17 protein-coding genes and 1 tRNA gene are annotated in these 15,590 nt (G+C 63.0%); 11 read left to right on the forward strand and 7 right to left on the reverse strand.

The features are described 5' to 3' along the window. Positions 1-50 precede the first annotated feature (50 nt). The 5 genes from ACT89O_RS10455 to ACT89O_RS10475 are packed head-to-tail and all read left to right on the forward strand — an operon-like array spanning position 51 to position 1,860. Positions 51-362, forward strand: a complete 312-nt coding sequence (locus tag ACT89O_RS10455; RefSeq protein WP_487262582.1) for a hypothetical protein — start codon at positions 51-53, stop codon at positions 360-362. Continuing rightward, the gene (locus ACT89O_RS10460; RefSeq protein WP_487262583.1) at positions 359-907 is read left to right on the forward strand and encodes a lysozyme; all 549 of its coding nucleotides are present in this window, start codon (positions 359-361) and stop codon (positions 905-907) included. The genes ACT89O_RS10455 and ACT89O_RS10460 overlap by 4 nt, the downstream gene beginning before the upstream one ends. Further along, entirely contained in the window at positions 904-1,110 is a 207-nt protein-coding gene (locus ACT89O_RS10465; RefSeq protein ID WP_487262584.1) for a hypothetical protein, read from the forward strand. The genes ACT89O_RS10460 and ACT89O_RS10465 overlap by 4 nt, the downstream gene beginning before the upstream one ends. Next, positions 1,110-1,292 (forward strand): hypothetical protein, encoded by a 183-nt coding sequence (locus ACT89O_RS10470; protein ID WP_487262585.1) that lies wholly within the window; start codon positions 1,110-1,112, stop codon positions 1,290-1,292. The genes ACT89O_RS10465 and ACT89O_RS10470 overlap by 1 nt, the downstream gene beginning before the upstream one ends. A 19-nt stretch (positions 1,293-1,311) precedes the next feature. Beyond that, the gene (locus ACT89O_RS10475; RefSeq protein ID WP_487262586.1) at positions 1,312-1,860 is read left to right on the forward strand and encodes a hypothetical protein; all 549 of its coding nucleotides are present in this window, start codon (positions 1,312-1,314) and stop codon (positions 1,858-1,860) included. A 3-nt stretch (positions 1,861-1,863) separates the two neighbouring features. On the opposite strand, the gene ACT89O_RS10480 is transcribed toward ACT89O_RS10475, so the two are convergent. Then, positions 1,864-2,181: a hypothetical protein gene (locus tag ACT89O_RS10480; RefSeq protein ID WP_487262587.1), complete on the reverse strand. Its 318-nt coding sequence runs from the start codon at positions 2,179-2,181 to the stop codon at positions 1,864-1,866. Positions 2,182-2,258: 77 nt separating this feature from the next. Here ACT89O_RS10480 and ACT89O_RS10485 point away from each other — a divergent pair, with 77 nt between their 5' ends. The 4 genes from ACT89O_RS10485 (at position 2,259) to ACT89O_RS10500 (ending at position 5,017) form a co-directional block, all read left to right on the forward strand. Beyond that, a complete protein-coding gene (locus tag ACT89O_RS10485) occupies positions 2,259-3,113 on the forward strand; it encodes a Gp49 family protein (protein ID WP_487262588.1) in 855 nt (284 codons plus the stop codon). 86 nt (positions 3,114-3,199) lie between these two features. Then, positions 3,200-3,388: a hypothetical protein gene (locus ACT89O_RS10490; RefSeq protein WP_487262589.1), complete on the forward strand. Its 189-nt coding sequence runs from the start codon at positions 3,200-3,202 to the stop codon at positions 3,386-3,388. A gap of 364 nt (positions 3,389-3,752) precedes the next feature. Then, positions 3,753-3,956 (forward strand): hypothetical protein, encoded by a 204-nt coding sequence (locus ACT89O_RS10495; RefSeq protein WP_055400780.1) that lies wholly within the window; start codon positions 3,753-3,755, stop codon positions 3,954-3,956. A gap of 377 nt (positions 3,957-4,333) precedes the next feature. Continuing rightward, a complete protein-coding gene (locus ACT89O_RS10500; protein ID WP_487262590.1) occupies positions 4,334-5,017 on the forward strand; it encodes an IPTL-CTERM sorting domain-containing protein in 684 nt (227 codons plus the stop codon). Between the two features lie 312 nt (positions 5,018-5,329). Here ACT89O_RS10500 and ACT89O_RS10505 read toward each other — a convergent pair whose 3' ends face one another. Together ACT89O_RS10505 and ACT89O_RS10510 are read right to left on the reverse strand one after the other, a co-directional pair. Continuing rightward, positions 5,330-5,608: a hypothetical protein gene (locus tag ACT89O_RS10505; RefSeq protein ID WP_156358811.1), complete on the reverse strand. Its 279-nt coding sequence runs from the start codon at positions 5,606-5,608 to the stop codon at positions 5,330-5,332. A 144-nt stretch (positions 5,609-5,752) separates the two neighbouring features. After that, positions 5,753-5,829, reverse strand: a tRNA-Arg gene (locus tag ACT89O_RS10510). A 207-nt stretch (positions 5,830-6,036) separates the two neighbouring features. On the opposite strand from ACT89O_RS10510, the gene ACT89O_RS10515 reads away from it, so the two are divergent. Beyond that, positions 6,037-7,791 carry a cation:proton antiporter domain-containing protein gene (locus tag ACT89O_RS10515; protein WP_487256368.1) on the forward strand — a complete coding sequence of 585 codons (1,755 nt, stop codon included), beginning with the start codon at positions 6,037-6,039 and terminating at the stop codon, positions 7,789-7,791. A 209-nt stretch (positions 7,792-8,000) separates the two neighbouring features. On the opposite strand, the gene ACT89O_RS10520 is transcribed toward ACT89O_RS10515, so the two are convergent. The 4 genes from ACT89O_RS10520 to ACT89O_RS10535 all read right to left on the reverse strand — a co-directional run bounded on the left by ACT89O_RS10520 (position 8,001) and on the right by ACT89O_RS10535 (position 13,635). Beyond that, positions 8,001-9,875, reverse strand: coding sequence for a M14 family metallopeptidase (locus ACT89O_RS10520; protein WP_487262591.1), 1,875 nt, complete (start codon positions 9,873-9,875; stop codon positions 8,001-8,003). A gap of 132 nt (positions 9,876-10,007) precedes the next feature. Beyond that, entirely contained in the window at positions 10,008-11,123 is a 1,116-nt protein-coding gene (locus tag ACT89O_RS10525) for an endonuclease/exonuclease/phosphatase family protein (protein ID WP_487262592.1), read from the reverse strand. Between the two features lie 33 nt (positions 11,124-11,156). After that, positions 11,157-11,816, reverse strand: a complete 660-nt coding sequence (locus ACT89O_RS10530) for a Rossmann-fold NAD(P)-binding domain-containing protein (RefSeq protein ID WP_487262593.1) — start codon at positions 11,814-11,816, stop codon at positions 11,157-11,159. After that, entirely contained in the window at positions 11,806-13,635 is a 1,830-nt protein-coding gene (locus ACT89O_RS10535) for a DEAD/DEAH box helicase (protein ID WP_487262594.1), read from the reverse strand. The genes ACT89O_RS10530 and ACT89O_RS10535 overlap by 11 nt, the downstream gene beginning before the upstream one ends. A gap of 243 nt (positions 13,636-13,878) precedes the next feature. Between ACT89O_RS10535 and ettA the strand changes: the two genes are divergently transcribed. Further along, positions 13,879-15,540: an energy-dependent translational throttle protein EttA gene (gene ettA / locus ACT89O_RS10540; RefSeq protein ID WP_055400762.1), complete on the forward strand. Its 1,662-nt coding sequence runs from the start codon at positions 13,879-13,881 to the stop codon at positions 15,538-15,540. Positions 15,541-15,590: the final 50 nt, after the last annotated feature.

Below are 15,590 nucleotides of genomic sequence, written 5' to 3' on the forward strand. Positions count from 1 at the left end.
CCCCCAGTAGGGTTCGCGCACATGTTTCATGGCCCGGATCATCCGGGCTCATGGATCAAGCACAGACTCAAGGCGCCCCATCGGCCCACTCGGAAGAAATCGCCGAGATCAAAGTGCGCCTCGATGCTGGTGATGCCCGCATGGGGCGTATCGAACAGGATCTTGCCGCGAACACAGCGGCCACCCAGCAGACAGCGGCAAGCACCGCCGAGCTGGTAGACCTGTTCACATCCTTTAAAGGCGCGTTCCGGGTGTTTGAGTACATCGGGCGGCTCGCCAAACCCCTCGGCTACATCGTCGGGGCCTGCGCATCAGTCGCGGCACTCTGGACGGCTTGGAAGTCTGGGGTGAACCCAAAATGAAAGAGGCGGTCCGCAAGGTCGTCATCAAGTTTGGCGTGCCGCTGGTGCTCGCCAGCTCGGGCCTCGCGACATTCCTCCACGACTGGGAAGCTGATAAGAAGCAAGCCACCAAGGTCTACGCCGACCGCCTGGCGCGCGGCATCCCCACCGTCTGCGACGGCATCACCCCTGCAACCAGTCCATACCCCGTCATCGTGGGGGATGTTTGGAGCCAAGAGCGGTGCGACGAAGTCAACCGCATGGTGGTCGAGAAGACCCAGCTCAAGCTGCTGGACTGCGTCAAGACCCGCATCAGCCAATACACCTTCGACGCCCTGAGCAGCCACGCGCACAACGTGGGAGTGGGCAACACCTGCGCCAGCAAGGCTATGGGCCTCATCAACGCCGGGCGACTTGTTGAGGGCTGCCGCGCGCTGGCCTACACGCCATCCGGCGACCCCAACTGGTCGTTCGTGACTGAGAACGGCAAGGCTGTCTATGTACCGGGTCTGCACAACCGGCGCAAGGCTGAAATGGTCATGTGCAGTCGAAAGGACTTGCTATGAAAACGCTAGCTGCTGCCGTGATCGCCGTGGCCCTCACCGGCTGCGCCACCACCAAGGGCCTGGAAGTCTCTGCCGACGATGCCAAGGAGTGCGCTGAAGTCGGCTGCACGCCGTGGTCTGAGCGCCAGCTGGAAGGCTTGGCCAAGCACTTCTTCAGCTTGGGCGTGAAGGCTGGCATCAAGCGAGAGAAGGGGAGCATCTGATGCGCGCCCTGGCTCTGGTCATCTTCGCGCTGCTGCCCGGCGCTGCCTTTGCCAGCGGCTTCTACCTGCCATGGTGGGGTGAGGCGTTGCTTTTCCTAGCGATCAACCCATGGGGCTGGGCTCTGCTGGCTCTGGTGCTGGCAGTGATTGGCGGCCTGATTTACAAGGCAGTTCGCAAATGAGCCCAATCCTGATCGCAATGTGGTGGTTCTGGTGGAGGGCTTGGCGGTGATCTTTGCCCAACTCAAAGCCTACGGATGGATGGTCGCAGCAATCGCGGCTGGCGGGCTTCTGCTGGTTCAGACCGGGCGCCTGCACTTTGAACAGCTTGCACACCAGAAGCTGATCACCACCACCACGCAGGCCACGCTCAAGCGCTCCGAAGCCGCGCGCGCCGACGAGACGAAAACGGCAGGCAAGGAATCCACCCACGCCACCGCCACACAGGAGAACTCCGATGCCTTCACCACTTCGCAACCTGTGCGCGATGCCATTGCTCGCGCTGATCTTGCTCGCGTTGAGCGGCTGCGCCTCGACGCAGACCGCAGAGCCGCCACTTATCGCGCGCAAGCCCAAGCCGACGACGCTGCCCGCCGCGATCTCGCAAATCGACTTGAGGCCTTCGACCGCCACATTGTCGAGGGGGCAGGAGTGGTTGCAGAACACCGAGAAGCTCTTGCCCGGCGCGATTCGGAAGTAGTTCTGCTGCGCGGGCAGATTGATGCAGACCGGGCGCTGATGGCGCCCTGATGGTCACGGCTTCTGTAACTGGATATCAGGAATGTCCAACACCGGGATCGAAGGAGGCGGAATGTCAATCGAAGGGATGGCGATTGTCGCAACCTCAAATTCCGGGGGCTTCATTGCTGGCATGTCCGGCAATTGCTTTGCCATTTCTTGCACAAGCTGGTGGTCCTTGTTGAATCCCGCTCGCTCAGCAATTGCGATGTATGCGTCCACTTTTGCCTGGTACACATCCATGAGGCAACGGTTTCGCTCCATTGGAGCCCGCGCTTCCTCTGCGCGGCGTTCCAAGTCTTGCTCCCAGAAGGTATCCCATTGCGGATTCATGGCTCGGATTCTCCCCCGATTGCCAGCATCTTTCAACCCGCCCCGGCCGGTTGCCGGGTCAACACACTGAGAAGACCATGAGCACAATGAATTTTGGAGCAGCCCTGGAGGCCATCAAGGCTGGCCAGCGCATCGCCCGCACCGGCTGGAACGGCAAGGGCATGTTCGTGTATTTGGTGCCGCCTGCCAGCTACCCCGTGCAGACCGGCGCGGCCAAGGCGCACTTTGGTGAAGGCGCGATGGTTCCCTACAACGCCTACATGGCGATCAAGAACGTGGACGGCACGGTCAGCACCTGGGTGCCCAGCGTGAATGACTGCCTCGCAACAGACTGGGGTGTTGTGGGTGGAAGCGTACAGGCGGCCATCAACGAAAGTTCGCATGACTGGCGCCATAGTTCCTCGTATGGCGGGCAACTCTGTGCCGATTGTGGCGCCGTGAAGGGCTCTCGCCGGGGTGGATTGGAATGCCGCGACCCACATGCTGGTGTGGAAACCGTCGCGCTCCCCGTGGTGGACCCCGGCCCCGACTCCCTGGAGCGCGAGATTCAGGCCAAGGCAAACAAGGCGCCACGGGTGACGCCCGCAGCGTTGAAAAACGAGATCGTCAGCGAGTGGTACTTCACCGGATCGGATGGCGCCTACGGCGCCTCTCTGCGCGGCGTACCAGCGGAGCAGCAGCCACCCGTTCCTATCGGTCATCCGCTGACGCTTATGACCTTTTGTGTCCTGGTACTGCGCAACGGCTTCACTGTGCATGGAGTCTCTGCCTGCGCCAGCCCGGAAAACTTCAATGCCGACATTGGCCGCCGCGTCGCCCGCGAGAACGCAGAGCGGGAAATCTGGCCTTTGCTGGGCTTCCTGCTGCGTGAAGAGCTGTCACGCCCAATGCCTCCAGAAAACGGCTTGATATCGGAGCTTGCCGCCACCTGACCTGATCACGTCGGCAAGGCCCGCCCCGGTGCGCCGGGATGGCCAAGTGGTTCGCCCAGCCAGGCCGACACCCAACACCCACCACCATGGCTTGGCTTCTAGCCTCCACCGACGACGGAATCCACGTCACCCCGATGGACGACTACCGCCCGCACGACTACACAAGCAAGTGCTGGTGCAGGCCGGATGAAGACCCGACAGAGCCTGATGTCTGGTTTCACAACAGCCTGGATGGGCGGGATGCGTTTGAGACTGGGGAGCGGCTGATGTCGTGAGTTTTCAGGCAGATTGCCACGGGTACGAACCGCCTGAAAGCCGCATGCTCAGGCGCTCAAAAATGCGGCAGTAGTTCCCGCGACTCATGCGCAAACCTGCATCAGTCTTTGGTTGTGCCCACAGATTGTGATTCCTGTTGTCGTGGGTTCGAGCCCCATCAGCCACCCCAAATCAGAAAAAGCGCCGCAACAAATGTTGCGGCGCTTTTTTTTGTTTTGGGCCTCCAGCATGTGAGGGGCAGTCCGGAGCCATTGCTTCTGCCCACTCTTCGAACAGTCTTTCTTGGCGGGATTTGGGTAGTGCCGGGATGGAGCGCGTCGTATGCAGCGCATACTGCGTCTTTAGCTTTTTCTGGAGTCTTCCATGAGCCTTGTGATCCGCGACGCGTCGCCCAGCGAAAAACGTGGCAACGCCATGTCAGCAGCCCTTGCCAAGGAGCAGCTGGAGTACGCGGTCCAGATCGTTCGGGAGGTTTTGCCTCAGAGTGCGGGCGATGGCGCGCTCATTGGTGCAGTGGTCCAGGCCATTGCCATGAACTACGCTGCAGTCCCGCAGCCAAACCGATAGTGCTCCGATTTTTGATGGAAGGGAGTGTCCCTTCAGGCACCAGTGCATGAAATGTCCGCGCCGAAGTAGAACTGAGCCACCGCGCCGCTTGAATCGTGAGCCAGGGGTGGAAGCCGACGCTGTGATGGTCGGCTGTGGACCGCATTCCACGCTGTGGCTGTGCCGTCTCCTGATCCATTGAACGCTGATGATCCTGACGCTGAGAATCGACAAGATAGAACCCGGCAACTACCGGGCCCAAGTATTTGACGGCCTTGAGAAGCTGGGTGAGTTCGGAGCCCCGGGAGGACATAGACAAGTTCACCAGCTTGGCGCCTTGCATCGCCCTTCGGGAGCTGGAGGGGCCGACCTTTTCACCACCCCAAAACCGACGTTACATGGGCCGTGCCCGCAACTTTGGCTTAGGCTGGATCAAAGACATCCTCTACACTTCAAATGATACGTATTCTTATGAAGGGGTGGAGATGAATTTGCGAGACGTTGGCGTGGGCTTGATTTTCTTCCTGGGAGCGAACCTAGCTCAGGCTGTTTACACGATCAACATCAATCAGGTGGGTCCTGATGTCGTGATGAGTGGCTCAGGCTCGATAAACACCAGTTCTTTCTCCTCCATAGGCCTCATTGGCCCCTGTCTTCTTGGCGATGGATTCATCGGTGCAAATGCCCTCTGCATTGGCTCAGACACAAACGGAGATTGGTACCCTGGGGCGCTGTCGCCTGGCATTTCGCTGCCTTCAGTAGTACCGACCGCTGGGTCAAGCTCTTCGGGGCCCAACGTGTTTCTCCTGGGAACTGAGCTGTACCTACCGGAAAACTATGTTTCTGCGTCTCCGATCGTCAATCAAACGATTTTTGCAGGCACGACGTTGGCAGCGATTGGCCTTAACGTGGGGACTCAAACGTTGTTCGTGCCATCTGGCGACGAGATCATCATCAATGTGGGGCTAGCGCCACCCGCCGCTCCAGCTAGCATTCCCACGCTCGGTGAGTACGCCTTACTTGGACTGTCGTCATTGCTGGCTATGCTGGGCATGGTAGCTATGCGGCGTCAGCGGGGCTAAGGGACGTCCGCAATCGGAAGAAATCTGGTCCTGGGCGACGGGCCCACAGGATCTGCACCTTCATCCTCAATTTCGCCAACGTAGTCCGGCCCTGATTGGGGGAGCTGGGGCTGCGGGGGGATAGTCGGCGTCTCGGTACTGGGCGGCAGGTCGCCCGGGGGAAGGGGATAGGTCTCGGGGACCTTGTGGGCTGGGTGTTCGTTCGGGTCGGTGGCCATGGCGAGCTCCTTGTGGAAAGAGTCCATTGGGACACTCGCCTGTGTCGGCCGTCGTAGGAGGTCATCCATATAGAACGACCGTCCAGAGCTGGCTTCAGGCGTGAGCTAGTTGGTCAAAGTCCGCCAGCGGCATCTCGGTGCCATCGTGGGCCACAAGAACGCCAGCAGTGGCATCCGATACCTCTATCGGGCTGCCATTGAATTTGCCTTGCTCTGGCTTCACGCCATTCATTGGCACGCAGCCATAGAGGCGGCACAGAAGCAGATCGTCGGCCTGGGCCCTGGTCAGGACCAGCTTCTGCGGTTGCGCTGTACCGTGTGCGCGCCAGTGCGCGCGGAATGCGTTTGTCGCGCGGCGGTGGGTGTCTGCCATGCCTGGGCGGCAGGGTGGGAGGTCTACGATGTTCTGGGCGGCCATGCCTGCGATTTTGTCAGGATGGCGGAGCATCAATCGAAAATTCCTCCCCGATTCTTCCCTGGCGCAATGCAGAAAAGGTGTTTTTCAGAGGGGATGGGGTGGCCTGCCCGGAGGGACTCGAACCCCCGACCTATAGCTTAGAAGGCTATTGCTCTATCCAGTTGAGCTACGGGCAGTAGACAAGCTTTTTGCAGAGAAGCGCCTACTTGCTTGTATTGCAAAACATTTCGCAACTGCGCTGTAGCGCAGACCGCGAATCATACCCTGCGTACGGAGCTGGCCCGAAGATGGCGGCTCCGATGTTGGTAGTAGCAAAAGCCCTGTGGATGCGGGTATAACGAGGTCACCTACCCGCTAACGCATTCCCCCACCCCGCCCGCACCATGCCGCACAGCGTCACGCTCATACACACCATCGCTGCCGCGCTTGGGCTGGCCCTGGCGTTGGGTTTTGTGGCTACGCGGTTGCGGTTGCCAGCGTTGATCGGGTATCTGCTGGCGGGCGTGGTCATCGGGCCGTACACACCTGGTTTTGTGGCAGATGCGGCAATGGCCAGCCAGTTGGCTGAAATCGGCGTGATGCTGTTGATGTTTGGCGTCGGCCTGCATTTCTCGTGGGGTGATCTGCTGGCCGTGCGCAAGATTGCGGTGCCCGGGGCGGTGGTGCAGATGATGGTGGCCACGGCGCTGGGCATGGCTTTGGCCACCTGGTGGGGCTGGGGCTTGGGTGGGGCTTTGGTGTTTGGCTTGGCGCTCTCGGTGGCTAGCACGGTGGTGCTGTTGCGTGCGCTGGAGACCCTGGGCATTCTGGACAGTCACACCGGGCGGATTGCCGTGGGCTGGCTGGTGGTGGAAGACCTGGCCATGGTGTTGGTGCTGGTGTTGCTGCCGCCGCTGGCAGGCTGGCTGGGTGGCGGCAAAGGGGGGGAAGGTTCCGCCGCCCAGGGCGTGGATGGCGCGGCGCTGTGGCAGACCTTGGGATGGACGTTGCTGCAGGTTGGAGGGTTTGTTGCGCTGATGCTGCTGGTGGGGCGCCGTCTGTTCCCTTGGGTGCTCTGGCAGGTGGCGCGCACGGGTTCGCGGGAGCTGTTCACGCTCTGTGTGGTGGCCGCTGCGGTGGGCATTGCCTTTGGGTCTGCCGCGCTGTTTGGGGTGTCGTTTGCGCTGGGGGCTTTTTTTGCCGGCATGGTGATGCGCGAGTCGGAATTCAGCCACCGGGCTGCGCAAGAGTCTTTGCCGCTGCGCGACGCTTTTGCCGTGCTGTTTTTTGTCTCGGTGGGTATGTTGTTCGACCCCTCCGTGCTGTGGAGCCGGCCAATGCAGGTGCTGGCGGTGGTGGCGATCATCATGTTGGGCAAGACGCTGGCTGCGGCGGCCTTGGTGCTGGCATTTCGCTACCCGCTCAATACGGCGCTCACGGTCTCGGCGAGCCTGGCGCAGATTGGGGAGTTCTCTTTCATCCTGGTGGCGCTGGGTGCATCGCTGGGGCTGCTGCCGCCCGAGGGGGCCAGCCTGGTGCTGGCGGGGGCGCTGATTTCGATGGCGCTCAATCCGATGCTCTTTCATGCCATTGCCCCGCTGCAGGCCTGGTTGCGCGCCCGGTCGGCATTGGCACGGCGGCTGGAGCAGCGCGACGACCCCCTGGCCGAACTGCCCATGAGCACCGACGCCCGCTATCTTGCGCGGCAGGTGGTGCTGGTGGGATACGGCCGGGTGGGGCGCCGCGTTGCCAATGTGCTGGTGGCCAACGACATCCCGTTTGTGGTTGCAGAGCAGAACCGCGAACTGGTGGAGTCATTGCGGGAGTCCGGCATTGCAGCAGTGTTTGGTGATGCGGTGGACCCTGCCGTGCTCATTCAAGCGCACATCGCCCGCGCCGCCATGCTGGTCATTGCTACGCCGGACACCCTGAATGTGCGGCAGATCATCACCACCGCGCGCACATTGAACCCCCATATCGAAACCGTGGTGCGCAGCCACAGCGGCGATGAAGCGCGGCGGCTTGCGCAGGAGTGCGACAGCACGGTGTTCCTGGCCGACGAGGCGCTGGCTCAGGCCATGGCCCGCCATGTGCTGGAGCGTACCGAAGCACGCCTTGCGCGGCATACCCGCCCTGCATCGCTGCACGGTGGGGCCTGAATTCAATGCATTTTTGGCTGCTAGCGCTTGATGGATAAGCGTTGGTAGCTACTATTTTTATAGTATTTTCTCTGTCGGGGCGCTGGTTGCAGACTCCTTTGGGCTGCTTCAGCGTACTACCCCCTGCGCCTTGGTCCGCATTTCTGCCGCCTCGACCCACAAGACCTTGCATTGTTCGTCGGTGGGTTGCAGGCAGGCGCGTTCAAGCGCTAGTTGATGTCTTCAAACACCAGGGCAGGGGGTGACATGATGCGCGCGGTATTTCCCAGCTCTTCAATCAGGTGGTTGGCGAAATAGCTGTTCTGCGTGTCGGGCTCCAGGGCGGCCACTGCCAGGTTGGCGCGGGGCTGGTTCAGTGGCACATAGAAGCTGCCCGCAGGCACGTCGATGGCACTGCGCACTGGCGATACCTGCACGCGAACAATGCCCTTGCCGCCAGCGATGGTGCCGATCACGTCCTGCCGGTCGCCGGACTCACGCGCGGTTTCGCGGTAGATATCGGCCAGTGCCGATCCGGATTCGGCCACGCGCATCACCTGCAGGCCGAGCATTTTCAGGCGCTCAACGGCGGCGGTGGAGTTGGCCGACAGCCAGTAGCCGCAGGGGCGGGCGCGGGTTTTGGTGGGGCGCAAGGTGAGGGATGAGTTCCAGTCCACCCGGATGGCGCGGTCTGCACCCGTTTCGGGGTCCAGGAAGTCCAGCTCGCGCTGGGTGGGAGTGGCCGCTGCCTCTACCACCACTTGGTCGCGGCAGGCCTGGGCGCTCACGTCGCGCACGACGAAGGATCGGACCTGCTCCAGGTTGGCCGCCCGCTCTGCGGTGCTGCGCAGCGCACTGGTGATGGCAGTGACCTGAGAATGCACGCGGCGCTGGATGTGCATGCGCCCGATGCCCACACCCCGTGTTTCGATCAGCAGGCTGACGGTATTCTTCAGGCCGTTCACATTGCGGCCGGTGTCGGGTTGGGTGCCCCCCATGGAGATGCGTTTGTCGTCCGGGTTCGTCGAGGTGGTGTAGTACCAGTCGCTGGTCAGGCCCTGGGCCTTGAGGGCCGCCACCATGGGCTGGTGGTACCACTCTTGCGAGGCCTTGGTCAGAAACTCGGGGTAGTTCGCGGTGGTGGTGTACTGCAGCAGGGCGTCATAACGCTGGATGGCGTTGAATTTCTGCAGGTAGCGGCCCACCACCGTGTATTCATGGGCATCCACCACCAGGATGGGGCGGTAGTCGTTCACCACCTTGGCCAGAGCGCGGGCCTCGGGGGTGTTCAGCAGCAGGTGGTCGCGGTTCATGTCCACGCCATTGGCCGTGACGCGGGTGCCAACGGCGGCGCCATCGGGGTTGGCGCGCGGCACTACCACCACGTTGATCCGGTCCAGCAGGGGTTCCAGCAGGCCATGGGCCAGTTCACGGCTGATCACGAGCAGCGCCTCGCTGCCTGCGGGCTCGTCGCCGTGCTGCTGGCCGACGAGCACCACGGTGGGCCGCCCGCTGGTGTCCAGGTTGGCGGGTTCCGTGCCCGCAGCGCGGGTTACCAGCAGGCCCAGGATGGGTTCACCGCGCTGCGACATGCCCAGGTTGAGCAGCTTGGTGCGCGTGGGCCCACGGGGAGCAGGGTCGGCCAGTGAATGCAGCCACTGGCCCAGCTCCGCGTTGGTGGTGAATGCCCTGCGGTCCGGCCCCAGGCCGGGCGTGCTGTAGGCCATGGGTGGATCAGGGAACCGGGCCGCCACGGCCGCACCGTAGGGGGGCGCCATCGGGCCTTCGTTTTGCACGACCAGCGGCGCGGGTGGTGGCAGCGGGCTGGCGATCGCCCCTTGGCGCGGGGCCTGAGCCTGTGGGGCCTGGCCCAAGGGCGCTGGCACCACCGTACCTGGCTGAACGCGGGGCAAGGGGGCCGGCGCGCTGGTTCGCGTGGCTGGCGCTGATGGCCAGGGTGGCAGCGGGGTGCTGGAGCACGCCGTCAGCAGCACGGCTGCCAGCAACGCCGAGACCTTCCAGGGCATGCGCTGTGGGCGAGCCGGTGGCGGCAGGGCCGATGACGCTTCTGGTGGTGTGCGGTGAGGGTTGGAGTACATGTTCATGGTGGTATCTGCCTTCTGAGGCCTGACCGGGCGGCTTTGTTACGGCGATGTTACCTGCCCGTCACTGCCATGCCGTGTCAGCGTACATCCCGTTGCAAACCCGGGGTTGACGCGCCAAAACCCTGTGCGATGTCACAGTTTTGGGGCCGATGGGACTGGATTCGAGGCCAGCGAGGTACCGGCGGACGTGGACGGTGCAGGTGAGGGCTCCGTCTGCTGTGCCATCTTCAGCCGCAGCAGTGCGCGCACAAAACCGTGGTCCGATCGGGTCCTGTCACGTCCTTCGTGCAGGTGGTCGTTGAAGTAGTCCACGCGCCGCACGTCGCCCATGCTGTTCCTGCCGTTGTGCACGAACTCCTCGCTCACCAGAATCTGGTCCAGCACGCTGGGCGAGCCTTGGTGGATGTGTGAGTACGCGACATCCTTCTTCAGCGCCGCATCGCCCTGCAGGTCGTAGGCATTGAACAGCGCGACATCGCGTGCCGAGCGGTCGTAGGCGATCTCATTGGTGGCGCAGATGAGCTGTGTGGTGACGCTGTCGGGCGTGTCGTTGAAGTCGCCCAAGACCACCAGCGGCACGCTGGTGCGGTGCAGCAGGTCGATGACCAGGCAGCGCAGCGCCATGGCTTCGGCGCCCCGCATGATCAGCGAGCGCAACGATGCCAGCGCCATCACCTTGCGGTCGTCCCGGTCTTCCGTGGGGTTGCCCTGTGCATCCTGCAGGAACTTGGGCCGCTTGGATTTGAGGTGGGCCGTCAGTACGTTCAGGCTCTGTCCGTGTTTCATGCGCAGTGTTGCAACCAGAGGCGGCCGTTCAAAGCGCGTGTGCAGGCCCAGGCCCGGTATTTCTACCTGGAAGCCCGGGGGAAATTCCGCAAACGACTGCAAGGCATCCACCTTGAGCCGTGTCGCTATGCCTACCCGGGGCGTGCCTTGTGCTCCGGTGCGCGTCGCATCGTTCTCCGCCCCGGGTACCGCCACGAAGTCGTAGCGCAGGCCGCTGCGGCCGAGGGCGCCCTTGAATGCTGCGTCGTCCCACACCTCCTGTACTGCCAGCACGTCGGCATTGAGCATGCGAAACCGGTCGCCCAGCCAGGTGAGCTTGCGATCAAACTCCGTCTGGCTGTAGGGGTCTTGGTTCTCGTAGAACAGGCGGCCAGGATTGGCCAGGTTGAGCACATTGCAGGTGGCCACCATCAAAGTGGCCAGGGGCTGGGGGAAGTCGTTGGGGCGCATAGGCCACAGCATCGCACAGGCAACTGCAGTGGACTGGGGAGGAGGTCAGAAGACCTGCAGCGCGTTGCCTGACAGGACGTGCAGCCCCGAAGGCCGCGTTTGCACGGCATGGACAAGCGCTCGCGCCACATCGGCACCGGGGCGGGCGCGGTAGCTGGCGGGGATGAGCGGGTCCAGCAACTTGAAGGCCTTGATGGACAGGGACTCGGCGGGGCGCGCGGCCTGGCCCAGAGCCCGGCGTTCACCCAGCAGCAAGGATGGGCGCGCGATCACGAGCGTGTCAAAGCCCAGGCTTTTGAGCGCCTGCTCGACCTCGCCTTTGATACGGTTGTAGAAAATGCGGGAATTTGCGTCTGCGCCCATGGCGGTCACCACCCCGCAGCGGGTGGCACCGGCCGCCATCGCTGTGCGCGCGGTGGCGATCACCGCGTCGTGGTCCACCGCGCGAAAAGCCTGCTGGCTGCCGGCCGCTGCGATGGTCGTCCCCAACGTGATGTAGACATCATCCACATGCGGCAGGGCCGGGACCGCGGGCCGGGCGCCCAAGGCCGCAAAATCCACAGCGTGCAGGTGCAGCCGTGGATGCGTGATGTCAGGCATGCGCCGACCAAGGGCATACAGCGCATGCACCTCGGGTGGCAGCGCTTCGCCCGGCGCTGTGCCGGTATGGGCTGTATTTTTGCCTACCGACGGATCAGCGGCCAAAAGAGCCGCGAGAACCGCCCGGCCCACGAGACCCGTTGCCCCGGCCACCAGAACCACCCGTGCCTCCGCCATAGCCGCCACCTCCACCGTTGTTGCCACGATAGCCACCACCGCCACGGCGACCGCCGCCGCCCAAGCTGTCCACGCTGGTGCGCATGGGATCTGGCTGGCCGCCAGCGCCGCCGCCTGCATGGCTGGAGTTGCGATGGCCTGGGTTGGCATGGCCCATGTGCGTGCCCAGGTGGGCATTCGGGCGTGGGGGTTGCGAGTCGTCGTAGCGATTGCCGCCTTCGTAGCCGCCGCCTCCGCCACCGGCGCTGCCGCCGGAGCGGCCGCGTGCAGGTGCCTGGCCGCCAGCGCGTGCGCCGCCGCCCTGGGCGCCACCGCCACCACCGGCACGGCCACCGCGCGGACCATTGCCGCCACCGCCCGCTGCAGCAGGGGCACCACCGGCGCGGCCACCACGGGCACCACCGCCGCCGCCACTGCGGGGGCCGCGGTCACCGCCACCGCCGCCGCCAGCACCCTGGCCGGCCTTGTTGGTGCGGATGCGGTCCATCATTTCGCTGCGGGCTGCCTTGGCGGCTGCCTGCATCACGTCACGGCTCGGGGGCTTGCCTGCACCGCCCCAGATGGTCTGGCGGCCCATGGCGATGGGCTCTGCCTTCTCGCCCGCGTCGGGGCCGAAGCCTTCGATGATCTGGACCGGGATCTGCTGCTTGGTGAAGCGCTCGATGTCCATCATGAAGCCTTCTTCGTCCATGCAGACCAGGCTCACGGCTTCGCCGGTAGCGCCAGCGCGGCCCGTGCGGCCAATCCGGTGCACGTAGTCTTCAGAGACGTTCGGGATTTCGTAGTTGACGACGTGCGGCAGGTCGTCGATGTCAATGCCGCGCGCTGCAATGTCGGTGGCCACCAGAGCGCGGATTTCGCCGCTTTTGAAGCCTGCCAGTGCCTGGGTGCGCGCACTCTGACTCTTGTTGCCGTGTAGGGCCATGGCCTGCACGCCGTTCTTGGTCAGGAACTCGGCCACATTGTTGGCACCAAACTTGGTGCGGGTGAACACCAGCACCTGGCTCCAGTTGTGCTGCTGGATGATATGCAGCAGCACCTGCTTCTTCTTGCCACGGCCCACGGGGTGAATCACCTGCGAGATGCGCTGCACGGTGGTGTTGCTGGGGGTGACCTGGATGCTCTGAGGGTTCTTGAGCAGGGTGTTGGCCAGGTCGCGGATTTCATCGCTGAAGGTGGCCGAGAACAGCAGGCTTTGCTTGTCCTTGGGCACCAGGGCCAGCACCTTCTTCACGTCGTGGATGAAACCCATGTCCAGCATGCGGTCGGCCTCGTCGAGCACCAGCACCTGCACGGTCGACAGGTCCAGGAAGCCCTGCTGCTGCAGGTCCAGCAGGCGGCCGGGCGTGGCCACCAGAATGTCCACCCCGCGCTTGACGCGGTCGATCTGCGGGTTCATGCCCACACCGCCGAAGACGACGGTGGAGTTGATATCCAGGTATTTGCCGTATTCGCGCACGGATTCTTCCACCTGGGCGGCGAGTTCGCGGGTGGGCGTCAGCACCAGGGCACGGATGCCCTTGCCACCGAACTTGTTCTTGGGGGCAGCGCTTTGCGAAAGGCGGTGCAGCATGGGCAGGGTAAACGCGGCGGTCTTGCCGGTGCCAGTCTGCGCGCCAGCCAGCAGGTCGTGGCCTGCGAGCACGGCGGGAATGGCCTGGGCCTGAATGGGCGTGGGGGTTTCGTAGCCCGTTTCGTGCACGGCCTTCAGGATGGCAGGAGCCAGGTTCAGTTCGTCAAATGTCATGTCTTTGGATGCGCCCGTCCGGGGCGCTGGGTATCGGCCTGTCGTGCAACCGGGAGGTTGTCGAGCCAGTCTCAAGCCGATGAGGTTCAAGAGTGGGAGCCTGGAAGTTGATGCTTCCTTCGTCCCCAGCAGTGTGCTGATGTGGCGGGCAACTGGAGCCCGCTACGGTGGGTATTGTCGCATGGCCCGATAATCTCGGTTTGCACGCAGAATTTCTGCTCATTTTTGCAGGTTTGACACTCAATGGCCCAATACGTTTTTTCCATGAATCGCGTCGGCAAGATCGTGCCGCCCAAGCGGCAGATCTTGAAAGACATCTCCCTGAGCTTCTTCCCGGGCGCCAAGATTGGCGTATTGGGGACTAACGGTTCGGGTAAGTCCACCCTCCTGAAGATCATGGCGGGCCTTGACAAGGAAATTGAAGGCGAGGCCATCCCCATGGCCGGTCTGAACATCGGCTATCTGCCCCAGGAACCCCAGCTGGACCCGACACAAACCGTGCGGGAGAGCGTGGAAGCCGGCATGGGCAAGGTTTTTGCCGCCAAGGCCCGTCTGGAAGAGGTATACACCGCCTATGGCGCTGAAGATGCCGACTTTGACGCGCTGGCCGCCGAACAGGCCGAGCTGGAAGCCATTATTGCAACGGCGGGTACCGACTCCGAGCACCAATTGGAAATCGCCGCCGACGCGCTGCGCCTGCCACCGTGGGACGCCAACATCGGCGTGCTCTCCGGTGGTGAAAAACGCCGCGTGGCGCTGTGCCGCCTGCTGCTGTCCAAGCCCGACATGCTGCTGCTCGACGAGCCTACCAACCACTTGGACGCCGAATCGGTGGACTGGCTGGAGCAGTTCCTGCAGCGCTACTCCGGCACCGTGGTGGCCATCACCCACGATCGCTACTTCCTGGACAACGCCGCCGAATGGATTCTGGAACTGGACCGTGGGTCCGGCATCCCCTACAAGGGCAATTACTCCGACTGGCTGACCCAGAAAGGCGCCCGTCTGGAAGCCGAACAAAAGGGTGAGGAAGCCCGCGCCAAGGCCCTGAAGAAGGAGCTGGAATGGTCGCGCCAGAACCCCAAGGCCCGCCAGGCCAAGAGCAAGGCCCGTCTGGCCCGCTTTGAGGAACTGAGCGATTACGAATACCAGAAGCGCAACGAAACGAACGAAATCTTCATCCCCGTGGCGGACCGTCTGGGCAGCCAGGTGATCGAGTTCAAGAACGTCACCAAGTCGTTTGGCGACCGCGTGCTGATCGACAACCTGAGCTTCAACATTCCTGCAGGCGCCATCGTCGGCATCATCGGGCCCAACGGCGCCGGTAAGTCCACGCTGTTCAAGCTGATTGCGGGCAAGGAAAAGCCGGACGCGGGGGAGGTCGTTATCGGCTCCACCGTCAAGATGGCCTTTGTGGACCAGCACCGCGATGACTTGTCGAATGACAAGACCGTCTGGGAAGACGTATCGGGCGGGCTCGACATCCTGAACGTGGGCAAATTCCAGATGGCCAGCCGCGCCTACTGTGGCCGGTTCAACTTCAATGGCGGCGACCAGCAAAAGAAGGTTGGCATGCTCTCCGGGGGGGAACGCGGTCGTTTGCACCTGGCCAAGACCCTGATTGCGGGCGGCAACGTGCTGATGCTGGACGAGCCGTCCAACGATCTGGACGTGGAAACCTTGCGGGCTCTGGAAGATGCACTGCTGGAGTTTGCCGGCACGATGTTGGTAATCAGCCACGATCGCTGGTTCCTGGACCGGATCGCCACCCACATCCTGGCCGCCGAAGGTGACAGCCAGTGGACGTTCTTTGACGGCAATTACCAGGAGTACGAGGCCGACAAGAAGAAGCGCCTGGGTGAAGAAGGGGCAAAACCCAAACGAATGAGGTTCAAAGCCCTCAAATAAGGCGTCAGGTCAAGTAGCATTGCATCTGGAAACCTGTTGTCCGATCGATT

It is taken from the genome of Acidovorax sp. NN32, assembly GCF_057597245.1.